Raw genomic sequence first — 18,806 nt, forward strand, 5'->3', positions numbered from 1 at the left:
TAATGGTTTTTTTACAGCTGCAATTTGCTGTCTTAGCATTCGTATTTTGACGACCAAATTTTTTTAATAATGACAATGGTCAATATATAGTCAATGAAAAGTAATATCGACACATTAGGTACTGCTGGTATCAATTTTTCTTGCTTGCTGTGTCTACGCAGACAGAGGCTGCAAAAAATTTGTACCCGCAGTACCGTAGCGTTTTTAGGATATTTTGGCTATAGATGATTCATCTATTATATAGGTTTACGTTTTTGCTATAGATTAACAGGGGCATTTTGCTACCATTGTTGTCATTATAAGTGATTTTTTTATAAGGTATTTTTGAGACAATCAATCGATGCTTTGAGTCTGATTAGCCAATTTGCGTAACATTAATCAAATCTATAAGCTACTTTGCAAAAACTGATTTTTATTGTTGCTCAATACTTTGTATTTTTATGATTAAAGACACCTCAATTTGCCCATATCGTTGCTTAATTAGGCGTCGATTATCTCTTTAAACCAAGGTGGGCTTGATGCCAAAAATAGTGATACCCAAGTATGCAAGACAGAACATGATGAGTAAACAGCCTAATACTACAAGCTATACATTTATGAGTATCGCCGCATTATTATTGCTGCAAGGGATGATAGCTATGCCTGCCCAAGCGGCTAATGCGAGTAAAAGTGGTCAGCGGGTATTGATGATTGAGATGACGCCTGCTTTGTGTAGCTTGCAACCGACGCGTTCGCGTATGCGCCAGTGTCTAGAAGGTTATTCTTTGACTGTGTCAGGTTTAGACATGGGTTATGGAGAACGCTGCGGACGTGGTAGTGAACCGCGTATCACACCGCTACAGTTAAAAGTTGTCAACCGTATTATGCCTGATACCACAGTGCGTACCCAAGCGTGGCAACGTTATGGTGCCTGTAGTCCATTAAGCTCTAGCAATTATTTCCGCCAAATTACCAATTATGCTGGCGCTTTAAAGCTGCCAAATGAGCTCAATACGGGTAACAGCTATACCGTATTGAAGTCTCGTTTTATTGGTCAAATGAACAGCTTAAATAGTGGTATGACTCCTGCCAGTATTGATTTGATTTGTCAGGCAGGTACGCGCCAAATGATATTGACGGATGTACATGTCTGTTATGAAGGCAGTGAGTTTGGCAACTGTCGTAATGTCGTGGACAATTGTGGCAGTAAATTCGTCATTTCAGGCGGTAAGTAATACGTTTTTATCTTTTCTGGTTGTCTCTTGTTTTAATTTGGATATCTTGCGCATAAGATATCCCCATCCTGCTATACAAACTGTCGATACTTTGTCGTATAAAATGTAACAATATAGTTAGGAATAGGTTTCTTGCTTTACCTAGACGCTTAATAGACTGAAGTGCTACACTAGCTGCCGGTTTATGGCTATTATATTAATCGAGTAAGTATTCAGCGAGTAAGTCGCTATCTAAATCGATAATCACCAATTAGAATCGTGAATATCTAATCAATAATTAGGGAGTATTCAATGTCAATGAAACAGCCTGTACGCGTTGCCGTGACTGGTGCCGCTGGTAATATTAGCTATGCTATGTTATTTCGTATTGCCTCTGGCGAGATGTTAGGTAAAGATCAGCCAGTGATTTTGCAATTACTTGAAATCGCCCCAGCACTTGACGCCCTAAAGGGTGTGGTCATGGAATTAGAAGACTGTGCGTTCCCGTTATTGGCTGGAATTGTCCAAACTGATGATGCCACCGTGGCTTTTAAAGACGTCGATTATGCGTTACTTGTAGGTTCACGCCCTCGTGGTCCTGGTATGGAACGTAAAGATTTGCTAGAAGCCAACGCTGCGATTTTCTCAGCGCAAGGTAAAGCATTGAATGATGTTGCTAGCCGTGATGTGAAAGCATTGGTCGTAGGTAATCCTGCTAATACCAATGCTGTTATCGCTCAGCGTAACGCACCAGATTTAGATCCACGTAACTTCACTGCGATGACGCGTTTAGATCACAACCGCGCAATGGCACAGTTGGCTGGTAAAACTGACAGCACCGTTAATGATGTGAAAAAAATGATCATCTGGGGCAACCATTCATCAACTCAGTATCCTGATCTAACTGCTTGTACCGTTAATGGTAAGCCCGCTTTAGACTTGGTTGATCGTACGTGGTATGAAGGTACTTATATCCCAGAAGTACAACAACGCGGTGCTGCAATCATTAAAGCGCGCGGTGCATCATCTGCCGCTTCTGCTGCCAACGCAGCTATTGCACACGTACGCACGTGGGTAATGGGTACTGATGAGAATGATTGGGTATCTATGGGTGTCTATTCAAACGGCGAGTACGGTATTGCCAAAGGTTTGATTTACTCATTCCCAGTGACTTGCGCTAACGGCGACTGGTCTATCGTAGACGGCGTCGATGTGTCATCAGAGTTCTCAAAAGAGAAAATGGCAGCCACTGAGCAAGAGCTTAGCGAAGAGCGTGATGCAGTAGCACACTTACTACCGTAAGTAGATAATTTACTAAAGCTATCATATAAACATTAGTATTAAAAAAAGCCCTCCTAAAATGTGAGGGCTTTTTTATATCTTAAGACTCAGTATTTAATTTATTACTAAGGCGTATCACAATTTTTTGACCCATTGAGATGATTATCGATTGAGTTGGAGACATGCCCTAGTACAGCGAGCCGTTAACATAATTGATAACGTTGGCTTAACGTTGAATAACAGCTTTTAAAAGAAAGCTTGCTACAATAAGTAGAGTATTTTAAATAATAAAGACAATTAAACTGGTAGCATTTAAGGAGAAAAAGTATGTTAGGTGAACCTGAATATAGTATGAATGAGCTATTCGCTCAGTTGGGACTGGATAGCTCTGATGAAGCGATCGATAGCTTTATTGAAAAGCATCAACTGGCTAAAAACGAAGAGTTGATAAAGTCTGACGTTTGGAATGACAGTCAACGTATGTTTTTACAAGAAGAGTGGACGCAAGATGCTGCATGGGTTGAAATTATTGATGAGCTAAATGTTCGTATGCATCCAGACGCGTAAAAACGGATAAATTTAAAAACAGATAAGCTCAAGGAAAAACCCACAGTTCTATAAGTATAGGACTGTGGGTTTTTTCTTTTCTATATTCTAAATATAAAATGTGTCGTTTAAGTGCTAGCTAGGCTGTTTTGCTCGCCATTCAATCAATTGTTGTACATCATGATGAATGCCTTCTTTTAGTGCATCCAAACTCTCGTAATGGCGCTCACCATGCAAATAATGCAAAAAGCGCACCTGCAAGGTTAAACCATATAAGTCGGCTTGCAGCTTTGGAAAATGCACTTCTAAGCGCCACTCGTGGGTTTTATCAACAGAAGGTCTGGTGCCGATATTAGCAGTACCAAATAGGCTATGTGGCTGCAAACCTGATATACCTTTATGGTCATTATCTGCACGTTTCTCTAAACCGTCTGCTATAACATTACCATTATTATCTAGGCTAACCACATCGACGGCAAAGATGCCATGTAAGGTAGGCTTAATACGTTTTAAGTCAATATTAGCGGTCGGGAAGTCCATGGTGCGACCAATTTTATCACCGTCAACGACCGTGCCAGTAATAGCATACTCTCGACCAAGTAATGCATTAGCCGCATCGATATCACCTGCCAACAATAAATCACGAATACGAGTGGAGCTGATGCGTGCTGCTTTATGATTATCGTCAGTAATCGTATCTAGATTGGTCACATGTAGCCCATAATCACGCAGAAATTGACTGTCGCCGGTACGATCATGCCCAAACTTAAAGTCATCACCCAGTACCAATGCTTGTACATTTAAACGCTGTGCTAAAATATCTGCAAATGCCTGCGCTGACAATGAGCGAAATTCGTTGTCGAAGCCTGCCACAATCAAGGTTTCAACACCATATTTTGCTAATAGCGCTTGTTTTTCGGCAAGATTGGTTAAACGGGCAGGGGCAGCAGCAGGAGCAAAGAACTCTCTTGGCTGTGGCTCAAATATCATCACAGCAGAGCCAAGATTACGCGCCTTTGCAAGTTCGCGTACTTGAGTAAGCATCGCTTGATGACCCAAATGCACACCATCAAAATTGCCGATGGTCAGTACACAGGGCGCTAAAGCTACTGGACTGGTATTGGTAGGCAGCGCGCTTGGCGAGGTCATCAATTGTTCAAGAAAATAGGTATTCATAAATGTTCAGCTATGATAGATGAAACCAGATGAAAAATAAAAACACGTCTGGATATAAAATCGATGTGTTTAAAATCAGCCATTATAAAGTAAAATAGCCACACTAACATCCTATAGTCTGCTGATAATGGCAGAACGTTGCTATCCGTTTGACAGCATAGTTATTTTACTCAGCTGAAGCTTGCTTGACTACCTAGAGCTCGCTTTATAGGATGGTCAAACCATTAACGATGAATAACCCATTACGGAGGTGTTATGTCTATGATAACAGCCAACCCAAATGCTAAACCTGTTTTTGGTCATACTAACTTGCCGACATTAACCAATAAGCTTGGCGATAAATCTATTGTGCAGTACGCAGTAGCAAATGATTTAGTAGAAGTTTTAGCCATTTATAATCAAAGTATTGCGGGCAAGCAGGCGACAGCCAATCTAACAGCAGTGACTTATGAAGAGCGCGCAGCTTGGTTTGCAGAACATCTCGATAGTGCAACGCGACCTATTTATGTCGTTAGAATGGCAGATATAGCTATGGAAACTGGCATACAAAAACAAGGTTCGCCAATCGTTGCATGGGGCAGCTTTAGCGATTTGTATGCGCGTCCGGCCTATCATATCAGCAGCGAGATTAGCATTTATATTCATAACGACTATCATGGTCAAGGGCTGGGCAGCCTATTGGCACGCTGGATGTTGCATCAAGCACCAAGCTTGGGTATTCATAATGTCGCTGCGCTTATTTTCGCCCATAACCAGCCAAGCTTAGGGTTATTTCGTAAGCTCGGCTTTGAGCAATGGGGTTTGATGCCACAAGTCTGTGATATGGATGGCTTTATCGCCGATGTGGTGATGCTGGGTAAACGTGTGATAGACAATGACAATAATAGCTAGGATGACTATGGTTACATTCCTGCTTTAGACCAGCATTTTTTACCCCAATATTTTCCATTCGCCATTGATTTTTTGCAGCTCATAAGCCAAAGGTGCAGGCTCACTTTGACCTTTTAATCTCAGCTCACCTGTGACCGTGGCTTTTGTTTTATCGCTATTGTACTTGGTGTCAATGATAGTGACCGCTTCAACCGTCTGCTTAAAGGCAAACTGAGTATTTTTCAACTCTTCAGCGAAATTTTCCATATCGACTTTATAGTATGATGCCGCTTTTTTAACGTCGCCATAATATAAGGTATCAAGCGCCAGTTTTACGGTATTTTCTGGCGTACCGGCTTGTGTTCGATTGGTTAGTATACTTGGCTCTTTTACAGCGGCTGCGATAGGGCTGATATCGTGACTAACAATGTCGGTATCTGTTTTAGCTGTAGTATTTTCTTCTTGTATACTATTAACATCAGCATTAGCTGCGACATCATCCGTACTCTTAGCGGTATCTACGGCAGATGAACTGTCTGTCGTCTCTTTCGCTTGATTGGTCTCTACATTATCACTATTGCTACAACCACTTATCAGTAGTCCAGTACTCAATAGAGAAAAGCCAAGTAAAGCAGTCGCAATAATCTTAGGTAAGCGTCGGGCGTTAAGCTGCTGAGTTGTCATATAAAACCTTAATAGTGAGTGATTAAACAATGAGCTATTATGGCAATTATCAACATCATTCATTGTCAATTCTCATATTGCGCTTGTTTTGGTTTGGTAAGCCAATAATTTATCTAGTGCTTTTAACCATGTTTCAGATGGCGCGGACGGAAACCTGTTGCCAATAACACGCCGCCGTAAATCACTGCACCGACCACACACATAATCAGTAGCGCAACCAAACGTTGCCATTGTGCCTTATCGGCTGGAAAGTACGGTAGCATGACATAAAGCACGGCGACCATGGCAGTGGTGGAAATCGCAAACTGCGCAAACAGTTTTTTCCAGTGACTGCCAAAACGAAAAATATCACGCTGATGCAAGAAGTAATACAGTAAGCCTGCATTTACAAATGATGCGCCAGTCGTTGCAAGTGCCAGACCGCCATGTAATGGAATTTCAAGAAAGTAAAATATCCCAATAAAGATAACACTAAAAATCATATTAGCAAAAACGGAAATAATACCGATTCTGACGGGTGTGCGGATATCTTGACGGGCAAAGAAAGCAGGGGCAAAGACTTTAATTAGCATAAAGCCTAAAATGCCACCTGCCATACTTTTTAGGGCTAGAGAACTCATTTGCGCATCACGTAAGGTAAATTCGCCGCGTAAAAATAGCGCTTGCATGAGCACATCTGACAGTATAAACAGTGCTGCTGAGGCAGGCACGCCGACTAAAATAATTAAGCGGGCTGCCCAATCGATGGTCTTTTTAAAACTGACATCATCTCTTTGCGCTTCACTTTTTGATAGGCTTGGCAAAATAACCGTCCCAATTGCCACACCAATTAAACCAAGGGGTAACTCGCTCATACGTTCAGCGGCATATAGCCACGAGACTGAACCACCAATCATCAAAGAGGCAAAGATAGTATTTAATAATAGATTAATCTGCGTAACCGATACCCCAAAGATAGCCGGTAGCATCAGCTTTAATATGCGTCTGACGCCTTCATGCTGGAAGTCGATTTTGGGCATCACCAGTAGTTTTTGCTGGGATAACTGTGGCAATTGCAGTAGGAGCTGTAATAAACCGGCGATAGCGACCGCGTAACCGAGCGCCATAATAGGCGTCTCAAACATAGGTGCAAAAACCAGTGCACCACCAATCATACACAGATTGAGCAATACGGGTGCAAAGGCAGGTGCCGCAAAACGTCCGTAGCTTTGTAAAATACCACTGGCAAAGGCTGTCATTGAGATAAACAATAAATAAGGAAAGGTCAGGCGTAGCAATTCAGCAGTAATCGCAAACTTATCAGGTTGATCGGCAAAACCGGGCGCAAATAAAGTCACGACCCACGGTGCCATTAAAATAACCACTACAGTAAGCATCGATAAAATTAACATCAGCGCGCCTGACGTACGACTGACTAATATCTGTACTTCTCGTAAGCTGTATTTTTCTTTATATTCTGATAGAACAGGTACAAAGGCTTGACTGAACGCGCCTTCAGCAAAAAGGCGTCGCAGAAAGTTCGGTATCTTAAAGGCAACCAAAAAGGCGTCCATCAGACCGCCAGCGCCAAAGACGCCTAATAAGACAATATCGCGTACCAGACCTAAAATACGTGACAGCATGGTCATGCTACTGACTACCATGGTTGAACGAAATAACCGACTTTTTGCCATGAGAACCTATTCTGCCAATTTGTTTAGTGATGGTTGCTTGCTGATTTACAAGAGTCAAAAAAACTGACAGATTATAGCACTTTCATAACCTAGGTAAATGTATTGAATAGGGAGTCTGTTATCAATAATACCTTTACCTTAGTTAAAATAAGATTTAAGTATCAAGAAGGCGGGCAATCATCTCACGCAATCTTGTCCATTCAAAATAAGCACCGGGGTCAGTCTTGCGACCGGGAGCAATGTCACTATGACCGGTCAGATGCCGACGGGTTTTGGGATACGCGTCATAGATTGCGACGATTGCTTTTGCCAATACCTCATATTGCGGCGCGCTAAAGGGCACAAAATCAGACCCTTCAAGCTCAATGCCAATGCTATAATCATTACACTCAGCTCGACCAAGATAGCTCGACCTGCCGGCATGCCATGCACGCTCGTTAAAATTCACAAACTGCGTCATCGTACCGTCACGCTCGATAAATAAATGTGCGGAAACTTCAGCCCCTTTTATCGTCTGAAAATAAGGATGGGCGTCCCAGTCTAATTGATTGGTGAACAAGGCTTTGACGTAGTGGCTGCCACCATCGCCGCACGCGCCAAACTCGTTAGGCGGTAAGCTGATATTGTGAATAACAATCGTATCAATGCTGGTGTTTTTAGGTCGTTTATTAGCGTTCGGAGATGCAAGCCAAGTGGCTGCTGATAATTGACCCTCGTTGATAGTCATCGATGATGCTATAGACATAATGCTCTCTTTTATCATGGTTATTAATCAGCAGAAAAATGCGTTTTATCATAAATTTTGTATAAATAAATAGCAAATATATCGTCATTTCAGTATAAATAAGAGAGACGCAAATAATATTTTGCTAACAGTCTATTGTTACTAATAAATGTTCAAATTTTTAATGAGCGTCCGTCACGCGATAAGCGTACCACCTTTATAGTGCGAGATTTTACTTATGTCTATACACTCAGTTTTAAATCGTATTGCGCTAGATGGTATGCCAATACCGCTTATCCGGTATGCACGTTTGCCCTTGGCGATAGCTGGACTGCTACTAACTGCGCAAGCACAGGCATTTTTACCAACGCCTGCTTCACTGGTCACAACTGGTGAGCTTGCCCTTAATCCCGATACCGATACCGATACCGATAACAATGCTAAAGCCAAAGCCGAAACAGTTGCTGAAACCGATGCCAAACAGCTGCTGACTTTATGGCGTGAGCAGGCTCAGATAAAAAATCTTGCCCAGCATACGACATGGCGCCGCTTATTATATTTCTCTGATGACAAAAAAGGCTTGTTTGGCAAAAATAAAAACATCAGCACGGTCGATAACGCTCGTTTCTTTTTGAGCCCAAATGGGCGTGAGGATTCAGCTGCTGAGCTTGATGCCATGCTTGTTGCATTCGCTGATGAGATGGCTAAGACAACGAATAGTGCCAAAGCTAATAATGCCAAAGCTAATAATGCTGCCGAAGCTAGTAATAGTAACTCTGCGCTATGCCGTTTTCCAGCGCGTACGCAGTGGTTGAGCGAGACATTGGGCATTGATAATTCAGCGATGCAGGTAACTTGTCCAGAGCTGACGGCATGGATGCAAAAACTGGCACCTGAGCAGCTGTCTATGATGTTTGCGCAAGAGTACTTAGACAATCCTCAGTCTGCTTTTGCTCATACTTTATTGCGTATCGACTCAAAAGCAAGCGTGGCTGACCCAAGCCAAATTCATCATGCTTATGCGCTAAATGATACGGTCGATGGTGATACCAAGGATAACTTTGTACTGTACACCATCAAATCTATGACGGGTGGCTATAACAATCTGATTGAGATTGACCCTTATCCAAAAAAACTGGCCAATTATCTGCAAGACGATGAGCGTGATGCATGGACGTATCGATTGGACTTGAGCCCGGAGGAAGTAGAGCAAATCATACTGCATGTTTGGGAGACCAAAGATGTAAAACTGCCCTATTATTTTACCACCGACAACTGCGCCTCTGAGATTTTGCGCTTGATAGATGTGGTACGTCCAGAGCAGCATTTGTTAAGTCAGTTGCCTTATGCCGTTATTCCATCAGACGTGGTACAGCTACTGAATCAAGAAGGTTTGCTTGCCAGCACCAACTATACGCCGGCTGATAGTACCTTACGCCAAGCACAATTGAATAAAATCAAACAGCAGCGTGATCAGCTCGGCTATCATAACAATCCAAAACAGTCGCTTAATGAGATTAAGTCGGCGCAGCTAAATACGGTTTCGAGTATGTCAGCCGATGGTCAGACGTTACTCAATCATCAGATTGCGGTCTCAGATACCAATCCTCTTAATAGACATTCGCTGCAAATGGGACATATTGGCATCGGTCAGCGCGGGGATAACAATTACATTGATCTTGGCGTGCGCGCAGGCTATCACGATACCCTTGATAGTCCATCTGGTTTTCCGCAGTTTTTTGATTTAGAAGGTGCAGCGGCGACTTTTCGTTTGTATGACACAGATAATGATAAAGCCAATCAGCCAAAAAGTGTGCTGTTACAGAATTTGACTGTCATTAAAGGGCGTTCTTTTAATCCCGTCAATTCTGCCAAAAAGGGCAAAACCTGGGGCGCGAGTATCGAGGCTACGCGCGTAAACGATGGCTCGCAGCAAGACGGTAGCGATCATTTAGTTGGAAGCTTGGGCTATGAATCAGGATGGTCATGGGCATTTGGCACGCCTAGTGCAGGTACAGGCGAGATGCCGCCGCAGCTCTGCTATACCTTTTTGGCAGGTACCGCGCAAACGGGACGTGGTATCAATAAAGGCTTTCGTGTCGGCGCAGGCGTGAACGCTGGTTGTCGTTACCAGATTAACAATCAGTTACGCGCGCAGGCTGAATTGCAACTGCCATATTGGTATCATGGCAGCAGCGATGGCTCTAACGTCCGTGGTCATTATTGGCAGCCGATATCAAGCTTAGGGCTGCAATACGATATCGACAAAAAGCAAGCATTACGTATCAATGCCAATTATGAATGGCAAGATCGCATTGATGCCAACGACGATGTTCAGTTGTCATATCGCCGCTATTTCTAGTAGCCAACAGTACTTTAAGTAGCATATGAAAGGCAGGCAGAAATTATGATGAATACGCACAATATATTAATTATCGGTCAAGGTGATATTGGATTGCCAGTGACCAATAAACTTGCGCAAGACGGCTTAAACGTCACTGGGCTGGCACGTCGAGAACGTCAGAATTACGCATTGATTGATAAAGCTAGGTTTATGCAAGCCGATGCGTTGACGCTCACGGCGGAGCAGCTGCAAGATTTTACTCATATTGCGATTATCGTCACCCCTGATGAGTATTCAACCAGTGGTTATCACAACAGCTATTTGGCGATTAATCAGCATTTAGCAGTGCTTGCGGATAAACTATCCAATCTTCAGCGCATTGTTTTTATTTCTTCAACGGGTGTCTATGGGCAAGATAATGGCGAATGGATCGATAAAGATACCGTGCCGATGCTGCCTAGACGCGAAGCGTCACAAGTGATATTGCAAGCAGAGCAAATGCTGCAACAAGGTTTTGATGATAAAGCAATCATCATCCGTCCAAGTGGCATTTATGGACGCGAGCGCTTAATGCGTGTGCGCAAAGCCAAAGCGCCACAAAAACAGCCGATAGCAGCTGGCACGTGGACCAATCGCATTATGGACTCTGATTTGGTGACTGTTATTACCAAGGTATTGACGATAGAAGAAACAAAGCCTATTTATATTGCAACCGATTATCTACCAGTGACTTCCTTTGCGCTGACCACTTGGCTATGTGAGCAATTAGGTGAAGCGGTACCAGTACTTGACGATAAAAATACTGCTATAAGCGGGAAACGGCTACATAGCAATATTCCGTTAGCGTGGCTGACGTATCCTGATTGGCAAGTGGGATATGAAGATATTTTGCGTCATCAAAATTGATAGCATTGATAGCATTGATAGAGCCGCTATAGCCCTTAAATACATTTTTAAATATATTGTTCATGGGTGCTATTTTGTAAGGGCGCTCACTTAGGAAAATTTTATGACCCAGCCTTTTATTTCTGAAGATGGCTTACTCAGCACTGATTTTGCGGCAGATGGTCAGTATGCACACAGTCATGCGCAGCAATTAGCTGCTTCACCCAATAGTAACCAGCCCGCCATTGTGCATCCTAATTTTGACCCCACGCAATCACCACTAGATCCTGCAAGACCGCTAACGGATATTCCAGAACCAGCGCGACGCCTAAATGGTCAGCTTCGCCGCTTATACGGCAATGCTGCGCGTTTTTATCAGCCTGATAAGGGCAGTTTATCGAAATGGGATATTATTGCTTCAGAGACATTGGCGGAGCATTTATCGTTACTAAGCGCTGCGAAATTGGTAGCGCTACCTGATGGTTTTTATCACACTCATAGCGAGCAGCCACTACTATCCTCGTTAAATGAGATGGTTTTGCTCGATATGTCAGATATTCAGCAAGCTATTCGAGCATATCCAAAGCTAAATCGTTACGGGTTTTTGTCAGCAGATGGTACAGATGAGTTAAACAGTAAAGGAGATAATCATAAGAAAGACACCGCTAAAGCCAAAGTATCTGCTGCACTGTCTCTGCGCGCCCTGACCAAACGTTATAATCCTGATGAGCTGTTGAGTAGTATGTATGCGGATGACTGGCATGTGATATTGCAGCCGCAGCAGTTTGACACCGGCGAGGGCAGTTTGGCTACCGATATTATGGCGTGTAGCGTTGCGGTCTATGCTTTAAAGCAGTGTAATAGTCGCAAAAGTATCAATCATAGTTATAGCGCCGCGCAAATTTGCCAGTATGTTCGCAGTTATTTACTCAGTCAGAGTATTTGTGAGCCTACTCAGCGTCATGCCTATCGGCAAATTCGAATTTTTGCAGGTCATGTGATCGTTGCTGCTCATCACTTAGGTTTGGATATACAAGTAAGTCAGGACGGTCACGGTTATTTTAATCTCTCATCACGCTGTGGTCTTTTGACGCGCTATCCCAATATGCAAGATTATGATATCAATGGTTGGTCAAGTTAAGCGCCAACGCCTATAATGTGCTTCATTACAATCATTTTCAAAATAATCATTTTCAAACTTTCTTTTTGTTCATAGGAATTCTCTAATGCCCCATGCCCAATACGCTAACAATGTCCCATTTTCATCTCATGCCTTTATTCAACTGGCGTTAGACAACCAAGTCTTAAAGTTTGGCGAGTTTGTCTTAAAGTCTGGTCGCATTAGCCCGTATTTTTTTAATGCAGGTTTGCTTGCATCAGGTGAGATGTTGTCGCTATTAGCGCGTGGTTATGCGGATGCCCTAGCTGAAAAAGTGACTGAGCAGATGGCTACTACAAATGAGGGTAAAGGCGCACAAGAACTGGTTATCTTTGGTGCCGCTTATAAGGGTATTCCCTTTGTGGCAGCAACCGCACAGGCTTTATGGTTACATCATGGTATCAATGCCAACTGGGGCTACAACCGTAAAGAAGCCAAAACGCATGGTGAAGGCGGTAATCTGGTGGGCGCTAATGTCAAAGGCAAGGCAGTCTGGGTATTGGATGATGTGATTACTGCTGGCACAGCGATGCGTGAAGTGGTTGAGATTTTAGAGCAAGCAGGCGCGAGTGTTGCTGGCATTATTGTGGCGCTTGACCGTAAAGAGAAAGGCTTGGCTGAGCACTCGGCGATTCAAGAACTGGCAGCAAATTTAAACGTGCCAGTGCTTGCCCTTGTTGATATTGATGATGTAATCAGCTACTTGGCAGAGGGCAGTCATCCGAACAAAAATGCGACCCAACTTGCAAAAATGCAGCACTATCGTGCTCAGTACGGCGTATAGTTAAGCGCCGTCGTTGCTAGCTATATTGTTGGCATGCTGACATAGGGTTTATGTCCGTTTTATCTATTAATAACACCACGTAAATGAGTCTTCTTATGAGCCTAGAACAGCCAAAAAAATCGTTGAATATACTTGTCATTATGGATCCTATTGAGCAAGTTAATTACAAAAAAGACACCAGTCTGGCGATGATGTGGTCCGCGCAAGATCGAGGTCATCGTATTGGTTATTGTCAAATTCATGATTTATGGCTCGATCGTGGGCAGCTAATGGTCGATACGCAGTCGGTCACTGTCAAGCGTGATCCTCAAGATTTTTATACATTGGGCGACAAAAAGACGAGCACAGTTAGCGATTATGATGTGATTTTGATGCGTAAAGATCCACCGTTTGATATGCGCTTTATCTATGCAACTTACCTGCTTGATCATGCAAAGGCCGCTGGTGTGTTGGTGGTCAATGACCCACAAGCCATTCGCGATTGTAATGAGAAACTGTTTGCGACGTGGTTTAATGATTATATGAGCCCTACGATTGTGACCAGTAAACAGGCGCACATTCGCAAATTTATCGCTGAGCACCAAGATGTCATCGTTAAGCCGTTAGATGGGATGGGTGGTACGGGCATTTTCCGTTTGACCGCTGACAGTCCAAACATTGGTGTGACGCTTGAGATGTTGACTGAGCTTGAAACGCTGCCAATTATGGCGCAGCGTTATCTGCCGGAGATTAAAGAGGGTGATAAGCGTGTACTTATCGTCGATGGTGTCGTGGTAGATTATAGCTTGGCTCGTATTCCAACAAAAGGTGAAACCCGCGGCAATCTTGCCGCCGGTGGTAGCGGTGTGGCAATGCCGTTGACCGATATTGAACGCCAAGTAGCAGAAGTCGTTGCGCCTATTGTCAAAGCAAAAGGGCTGATGTTCGTTGGTTTAGACTTAATTGGTGGTCGCATTACGGAGATTAATGTGACCAGTCCGACGTGTGTGCGTGAGATTGATGACCAATGTGGTACAGACATTGCGACCGATTTTATCATCGCCATCGAGCGAAAACTGGCAATTTGATAGAGTTGCTGAAATTGGTTGCTGAAATTAGTTGCTGGGCTTGGTTGCCGAGAGAAGCTGTAAGAATAGAGTAATGTAATACCCATCTATGGGCACAATGAGCAAAAAACAGTTGTGCTAACATAGATCGTTAAAACGTCAGAGAATTAACGTTTTTATGAAGATATAGCGGTATTGATTGAAACCAAGTCGCGTTTACTCACGGCTTGGATTTTTGTTATTGGTCGGGCAGAAATGACTGTATATCAGACAGCGATTTACACTATACTATGCGGGCTTTTAAAGTGCCCTTATTACCCGATGATTAAGATGGCTATAGGACAATAAGTCCTTCATATCAATAAAGAAAAGATAGGCAGGCGTTCATGAAAACACCGCATATACTAATGATGGCTGCTGGGACAGGTGGGCATGTATTTCCAGCGCTTGCTGTTGCTGAGGAATTGACTAAGCGCGGTGCGGTGATTCATTGGTTGGGTACGGCAAACGGTATGGAGAATGGCTTGGTTGCACCAACGGGTTATACTTTTCATGCCATTGCTATGCAAGGCTTGCGTGGTAAAGGCGTTGGGCGTTTGCTGAAAATGCCCGTTACTTTATTATCAGCGACAATGGCGGTTATTAAAATTATTCGCAGTAATCAGATCGATATGGTCGTTGGTTTTGGCGGTTATGTGAGTGCGCCCGGTGGCATTGCTGCTCCTATTACCGGTACACCGCTGATTATTCATGAGCAAAATGCCATTGCTGGCATGAGTAATCGTTATTTGGCGAAGATGGCGACCAAAGTCTTGCAAGCATTTGAGAATACTTTTGGCAATAGTCAGCTTGATCGTAAGCTTGAAACCGTCGGTAATCCAGTACGTAATGCTATTAGTGGCGTTGCTGAGCCAAGTGTACGCTACGATATAAATGACCTGTCACCTTTAAAATTATTGGTCGTCGGCGGCTCGCTTGGTGCTCAAGCGTTAAATAATACTGTGCCAAAAGCGCTGGCGTTAATAGCGCATCCTCTTGAGATACGTCATCAATGCGGACGTAATAATGAAGCGGCGACGCAAGCGGCCTATGCCAGCGAAGATTTAAGCGCTCATCAGTTTACGGTACAGCCATTTATCGATGATATGGCTGCTGCGTATAATTGGGCCGATATTATTGTTTGCCGTGCTGGCGCCTTAACGGTCACTGAAATTCAAAACGTCGGTATCGCAGCGATTTTTGTGCCGCTGCCGAGTGCAGTTGATGATCACCAAACGGCAAACACGCGCACCTTGACGCTACATAAAGCAGCGATTTTATTACCACAAAGCGAATTAACGCCAAAACGCTTGAGTGATGAGCTTAGTGTGCTTGATCGATCTGCTTGCCTAGAGATGGCAAAAAAAGGTCATGCACTTGCCAATCGTCAGGCCTGCCAGCACGTTGCTGATATTATCTGGCAAACACTATAAATAACAAACACCAATTATTTTTTAATTACATTTTATCAGTCTTCTATAAAGAGAAAATGCTATGCCTACCTCTGCTAAAGCCCTAACGAAACGTTTGATTGAAATACCAGAAATGCGCCGTATTCAGCATTTGCATTTTATCGGTATTGGCGGTTCGGGGATGTGCGGTATTGCTGAGGTAATGAAGAACCAAGGCTATGAAGTAAGTGGTTCCGATATTGCTGAGAGTCTCGTTACTAAACGATTAGAGCAGATTGGTATCGATATTAATATTGGGCATGACTCAAAGAATATCGCCAATGCTGATGTCATCGTGGTATCGTCTGCGATTGACCGTAGCAACCCTGAAGTAACAGCAGCACTAGAAGCGCGTCTTCCTGTGGTACGCCGTGCAGATATGCTCGGTGAGTTGATGCGTTACCGTCATGGTATCGCTATTGCTGGGGCGCATGGTAAAACCACCACCACCAGCTTACTGACTACCATGATGGCTGAAGGAAATTTTGACCCCACCTATGTGATTGGCGGCAAACTTAATGCATCAGGTAAAAATGCAGCCCTTGGTAGTAGTCGCTTTTTGATTGCAGAGGCCGATGAGTCTGATGCCTCATTTTTATCATTACGCCCGATGGCAGCGATTGTCACCAATATCGATCAAGATCATATGGAAACCTATGGCAATAGTTTTGATAAATTAAAAGCGGCTTATATCCAGTTTTTGCAAAATATGCCATTTTATGGTCTAGCAGTGGTCTGCGGTGATGATCCAGAACTATATGCGATGATTGACGATATTGGACGTCCAGTATTGACCTTTGGTCTTGAGCCGTTTAACGATGTACAAGCCGTTGATTTGGTCACCGAAGGCACAAAAACCCACTTTACCGTATTGCGCCGTGATCATGAGCCATTGCATCTGACCCTAAATATTCCGGGTGTGCATAATGTCTACAATGCGCTAGCAGCTATCACTATGGCAACCGACGAAGGCGTCGACGATGCGGCAATTACTCGTGCGCTGCAGAAATTTGAGGGCGTTGGTCGCCGTTTTGAGCAGCATGCTTCTGTCACTATCGATGATGGAGATGTTTTACTGATTGATGATTACGGTCATCATCCTAAAGAAGTCGATGCCACCATCAAAGCGGCGCGTCAAAGCTTCCCGGAGCGCCGTTTGGTCATGCTATTTCAGCCACATCGCTATAGTCGTACGCGTGACTGCTTTGATGATTTTGTCGAAGTACTCTCAAGTGTTGATGAATTATTATTATTGGATGTCTATTCAGCCGGTGAAAGTCCGATTGCTGGTGCAGATACCAAAGCTTTAGCACGCAGTATACGTTTGCGCGGTGCTGTTGAGCCAACGATAGTTGATAAAGACAATATTGCCCCTGTCATGCAGCGATTATTAAAAGCAAATGACATGCTGATTACCCAAGGTGCCGGTAATGTGGGGCAGATAGCTATCGAATTGGCTGCCAACAATCTATATATCAAATAAGTCTTAAAAGAATGGCTTCAAAAATATTAGGAATATTACTTATGACCACGAATAACCCTCAAAAAAACAGCGACGATTTCAATAAAAACGCAGATAGTGCTCAAGATCATACTGCCCCTATCCTAAATCCAGAACCAGCATTGGCAGCGGCTGCACAAGCAGAACAAGACAAAACACAGACTACTAATGAAAGCTCTGATGCGCCACCAAAGATAAAAGTTAGTAACGTAAAAGAGGCGAGTGAGTTTGGTAAGGTTGCTGTGATTTACGGTGGCAATAGTAATGAGCGGAGCGTCTCTTTAGACAGTGGCGCTGCTGTATTACAAGCGCTACAAAACCAAGGCGTTGATGCCACGCATTTTGATCCTAAGCATCAAGACATTACCGAGCTACGCCAGTATGACCGTGTATTTAACGTATTGCATGGTCGCGGCGGCGAAGATGGTTTGCTACAAGGCGTATTGCAGTGGTTTAATATTCCACAGACAGGTTCAGGCATTTTGGCATCGGCACTTGGCATGGATAAAGTACGTACCAAGCAATTGTGGCAAGGCTGCGGTTTATCGACCGCGCCGTTCTCTATTCTTACGGCTGAAACCGACTGGCAGCAAGTGGTTAATATGCTAGGTCTACCACTTATTATCAAACCTGTTCATGAAGGATCTAGTATTGGCATGACCAAGGTGAATAACCTTGACGAGTTGCCTGCGGCGTATGCAACGGCGGTACAATGCGGAGATGTAGTGATGGCAGAGCGCTGGATCACGGGTCGTGAATTCACCATTGTTATCATCGATGACGAAGCGTATCCTGTTATTCGCCTAGAGCCTGCTGATATCACCAATTTTTATGATTTTGAAGCTAAGTATAACCGTAACGACACCAGCTACTATATCCCTTGTGGTCTAAGCATTAGTGATGAAAAGCATCTGCAAGACTTAAGTTTATCAGCGTTTCGTGCTGTTGGGGCCACAGGTTGGGGACGTATTGATGCCATGCAAGATGAAGCTGGCAACTTTTGGTTACTTGAAATTAATACCGTGCCAGGTATGACCAGTCATAGCCTAGTGCCAATGGCAGCTAAAGCTCATGGCATGGATTTTGAGAGCTTGTGCTGGCATATCTTAGCGCAAACGGTATAAGGCTCTATCAAATAGCCGTCTCTTATCACTCGTAATGTATCGCTAGAGATGCTATACCACAGCTTCCTGTAAAATTGTGTAAATTCATTATGAGTAGTAGGGGTTAGGCTATTGTTTGAAGATAAAATGCGTTAATATTGTAACTATCTCGCGGTTTTGGTGATAATTATGCAACGCTTTGGTAAGTCATTCATTAAATAAGAGAAATGTTACATTTAAAGGCAAATAAGTTCAGTTTATATCGCCTTTTAAAGTAGCAAATTGCTAGCATATCTATTAAATGAATTTTTACAAATACTAAAGTAATCAGTATATTTACATAAATA

Annotated in this window: 16 protein-coding genes; 12 read left to right on the top strand and 4 right to left on the bottom strand. The window is 43.4% G+C overall.

Features of this window, described 5'->3' with window-relative positions; translation table 11 throughout:
• Positions 1–596: 596 nt before the first annotated feature.
• The 3 genes from JMW90_RS05375 to JMW90_RS05385 all read left to right on the top strand — a co-directional run bounded on the left by JMW90_RS05375 (position 597) and on the right by JMW90_RS05385 (position 3,041).
• The gene (locus JMW90_RS05375) at positions 597–1,214 is read left to right on the top strand and encodes a ribonuclease T2 (RefSeq protein WP_227691867.1); all 618 of its coding nucleotides are present in this window, start codon (positions 597–599) and stop codon (positions 1,212–1,214) included.
• A 291-nt stretch (positions 1,215–1,505) separates the two neighbouring features.
• A complete protein-coding gene (locus JMW90_RS05380; protein WP_201562037.1) occupies positions 1,506–2,495 on the top strand; it encodes a malate dehydrogenase in 990 nt (329 codons plus the stop codon).
• Between the two features lie 306 nt (positions 2,496–2,801).
• Positions 2,802–3,041 (top strand): DUF2789 domain-containing protein, encoded by a 240-nt coding sequence (locus JMW90_RS05385; protein ID WP_201562038.1) that lies wholly within the window; start codon positions 2,802–2,804, stop codon positions 3,039–3,041.
• Positions 3,042–3,155: 114 nt separating this feature from the next.
• On the opposite strand, the gene ribF is transcribed toward JMW90_RS05385, so the two are convergent.
• Positions 3,156–4,169, bottom strand: coding sequence for a bifunctional riboflavin kinase/FAD synthetase (gene ribF / locus JMW90_RS05390; RefSeq protein WP_201562091.1), 1,014 nt, complete (start codon positions 4,167–4,169; stop codon positions 3,156–3,158).
• A 282-nt stretch (positions 4,170–4,451) separates the two neighbouring features.
• Between ribF and JMW90_RS05395 the strand changes: the two genes are divergently transcribed.
• A complete protein-coding gene (locus JMW90_RS05395) occupies positions 4,452–5,087 on the top strand; it encodes a GNAT family N-acetyltransferase (RefSeq protein ID WP_201562039.1) in 636 nt (211 codons plus the stop codon).
• Between the two features lie 39 nt (positions 5,088–5,126).
• On the opposite strand, the gene JMW90_RS05400 is transcribed toward JMW90_RS05395, so the two are convergent.
• The 3 genes from JMW90_RS05400 to ampD all read right to left on the bottom strand — a co-directional run bounded on the left by JMW90_RS05400 (position 5,127) and on the right by ampD (position 8,168).
• Entirely contained in the window at positions 5,127–5,750 is a 624-nt protein-coding gene (locus tag JMW90_RS05400; RefSeq protein WP_201562040.1) for a hypothetical protein, read from the bottom strand.
• Positions 5,751–5,872: 122 nt separating this feature from the next.
• Positions 5,873–7,423: a murein biosynthesis integral membrane protein MurJ gene (gene murJ / locus JMW90_RS05405; protein WP_201562041.1), complete on the bottom strand. Its 1,551-nt coding sequence runs from the start codon at positions 7,421–7,423 to the stop codon at positions 5,873–5,875.
• A 154-nt stretch (positions 7,424–7,577) separates the two neighbouring features.
• On the bottom strand, positions 7,578–8,168 hold the full coding sequence (gene ampD, locus JMW90_RS05410; protein WP_201562042.1) for a 1,6-anhydro-N-acetylmuramyl-L-alanine amidase AmpD: 591 nt from the start codon (positions 8,166–8,168) through the stop codon (positions 7,578–7,580).
• Positions 8,169–8,385: 217 nt separating this feature from the next.
• Here ampD and JMW90_RS05415 point away from each other — a divergent pair, with 217 nt between their 5' ends.
• The 8 genes from JMW90_RS05415 (at position 8,386) to JMW90_RS05450 (ending at position 18,480) form a co-directional block, all read left to right on the top strand.
• Positions 8,386–10,509, top strand: a complete 2,124-nt coding sequence (locus JMW90_RS05415) for an Lnb N-terminal periplasmic domain-containing protein (RefSeq protein WP_227691868.1) — start codon at positions 8,386–8,388, stop codon at positions 10,507–10,509.
• 48 nt (positions 10,510–10,557) lie between these two features.
• Positions 10,558–11,397, top strand: coding sequence for an SDR family oxidoreductase (locus JMW90_RS05420; RefSeq protein ID WP_201562092.1), 840 nt, complete (start codon positions 10,558–10,560; stop codon positions 11,395–11,397).
• Positions 11,398–11,500: 103 nt separating this feature from the next.
• On the top strand, positions 11,501–12,517 hold the full coding sequence (locus JMW90_RS05425) for a hypothetical protein (protein WP_201562043.1): 1,017 nt from the start codon (positions 11,501–11,503) through the stop codon (positions 12,515–12,517).
• 85 nt (positions 12,518–12,602) lie between these two features.
• Positions 12,603–13,319 carry an orotate phosphoribosyltransferase gene (pyrE, locus tag JMW90_RS05430; RefSeq protein WP_201562044.1) on the top strand — a complete coding sequence of 239 codons (717 nt, stop codon included), beginning with the start codon at positions 12,603–12,605 and terminating at the stop codon, positions 13,317–13,319.
• 95 nt (positions 13,320–13,414) lie between these two features.
• Positions 13,415–14,386: a glutathione synthase gene (gshB, locus tag JMW90_RS05435; RefSeq protein ID WP_201562045.1), complete on the top strand. Its 972-nt coding sequence runs from the start codon at positions 13,415–13,417 to the stop codon at positions 14,384–14,386.
• A gap of 365 nt (positions 14,387–14,751) precedes the next feature.
• Positions 14,752–15,837, top strand: a complete 1,086-nt coding sequence (gene murG / locus JMW90_RS05440; protein ID WP_201562046.1) for an undecaprenyldiphospho-muramoylpentapeptide beta-N-acetylglucosaminyltransferase — start codon at positions 14,752–14,754, stop codon at positions 15,835–15,837.
• A gap of 61 nt (positions 15,838–15,898) precedes the next feature.
• Positions 15,899–17,338 (top strand): UDP-N-acetylmuramate--L-alanine ligase, encoded by a 1,440-nt coding sequence (gene murC, locus JMW90_RS05445; protein ID WP_201562047.1) that lies wholly within the window; start codon positions 15,899–15,901, stop codon positions 17,336–17,338.
• Between the two features lie 41 nt (positions 17,339–17,379).
• Complete coding sequence (locus JMW90_RS05450) at positions 17,380–18,480, top strand: D-alanine--D-alanine ligase (protein ID WP_227691869.1); 1,101 nt, start codon at positions 17,380–17,382, stop codon at positions 18,478–18,480.
• Positions 18,481–18,806 lie beyond the last annotated feature (326 nt).

The sequence above is a fragment of the Psychrobacter glacincola genome (genome assembly GCF_904846215.1).
Classification (GTDB): domain Bacteria; phylum Pseudomonadota; class Gammaproteobacteria; order Pseudomonadales; family Moraxellaceae; genus Psychrobacter; species Psychrobacter glacincola.

Excerpts from the sequence above, each read along its gene's own strand:
- ribF (WP_201562091.1), bottom strand. The coding sequence starts at position 4,169 with ATGACCTCGCCAAGCGCGCTGCCTACCAATACCAGTCCAGTAGCTTTA.
- ampD (WP_201562042.1), bottom strand. The coding sequence starts at position 8,168 with ATGTCTATAGCATCATCGATGACTATCAACGAGGGTCAATTATCAGCA.
- JMW90_RS05395 (WP_201562039.1), top strand. The coding sequence starts at position 4,452 with ATGTCTATGATAACAGCCAACCCAAATGCTAAACCTGTTTTTGGTCAT.
- JMW90_RS05425 (WP_201562043.1), top strand. The coding sequence starts at position 11,501 with ATGACCCAGCCTTTTATTTCTGAAGATGGCTTACTCAGCACTGATTTT.
- JMW90_RS05400 (WP_201562040.1), bottom strand. The coding sequence starts at position 5,750 with ATGACAACTCAGCAGCTTAACGCCCGACGCTTACCTAAGATTATTGCG.
- JMW90_RS05375 (WP_227691867.1), top strand. The coding sequence starts at position 597 with ATGAGTATCGCCGCATTATTATTGCTGCAAGGGATGATAGCTATGCCT.
- JMW90_RS05415 (WP_227691868.1), top strand. The coding sequence starts at position 8,386 with ATGTCTATACACTCAGTTTTAAATCGTATTGCGCTAGATGGTATGCCA.
- pyrE (WP_201562044.1), top strand. The coding sequence starts at position 12,603 with ATGCCCCATGCCCAATACGCTAACAATGTCCCATTTTCATCTCATGCC.
- gshB (WP_201562045.1), top strand. The coding sequence starts at position 13,415 with ATGAGCCTAGAACAGCCAAAAAAATCGTTGAATATACTTGTCATTATG.
- JMW90_RS05420 (WP_201562092.1), top strand. The coding sequence starts at position 10,558 with ATGAATACGCACAATATATTAATTATCGGTCAAGGTGATATTGGATTG.
- murJ (WP_201562041.1), bottom strand. The coding sequence starts at position 7,423 with ATGGCAAAAAGTCGGTTATTTCGTTCAACCATGGTAGTCAGTAGCATG.
- JMW90_RS05450 (WP_227691869.1), top strand. The coding sequence starts at position 17,380 with ATGACCACGAATAACCCTCAAAAAAACAGCGACGATTTCAATAAAAAC.
- murC (WP_201562047.1), top strand. The coding sequence starts at position 15,899 with ATGCCTACCTCTGCTAAAGCCCTAACGAAACGTTTGATTGAAATACCA.
- JMW90_RS05380 (WP_201562037.1), top strand. The coding sequence starts at position 1,506 with ATGTCAATGAAACAGCCTGTACGCGTTGCCGTGACTGGTGCCGCTGGT.
- JMW90_RS05385 (WP_201562038.1), top strand. The coding sequence starts at position 2,802 with ATGTTAGGTGAACCTGAATATAGTATGAATGAGCTATTCGCTCAGTTG.
- murG (WP_201562046.1), top strand. The coding sequence starts at position 14,752 with ATGAAAACACCGCATATACTAATGATGGCTGCTGGGACAGGTGGGCAT.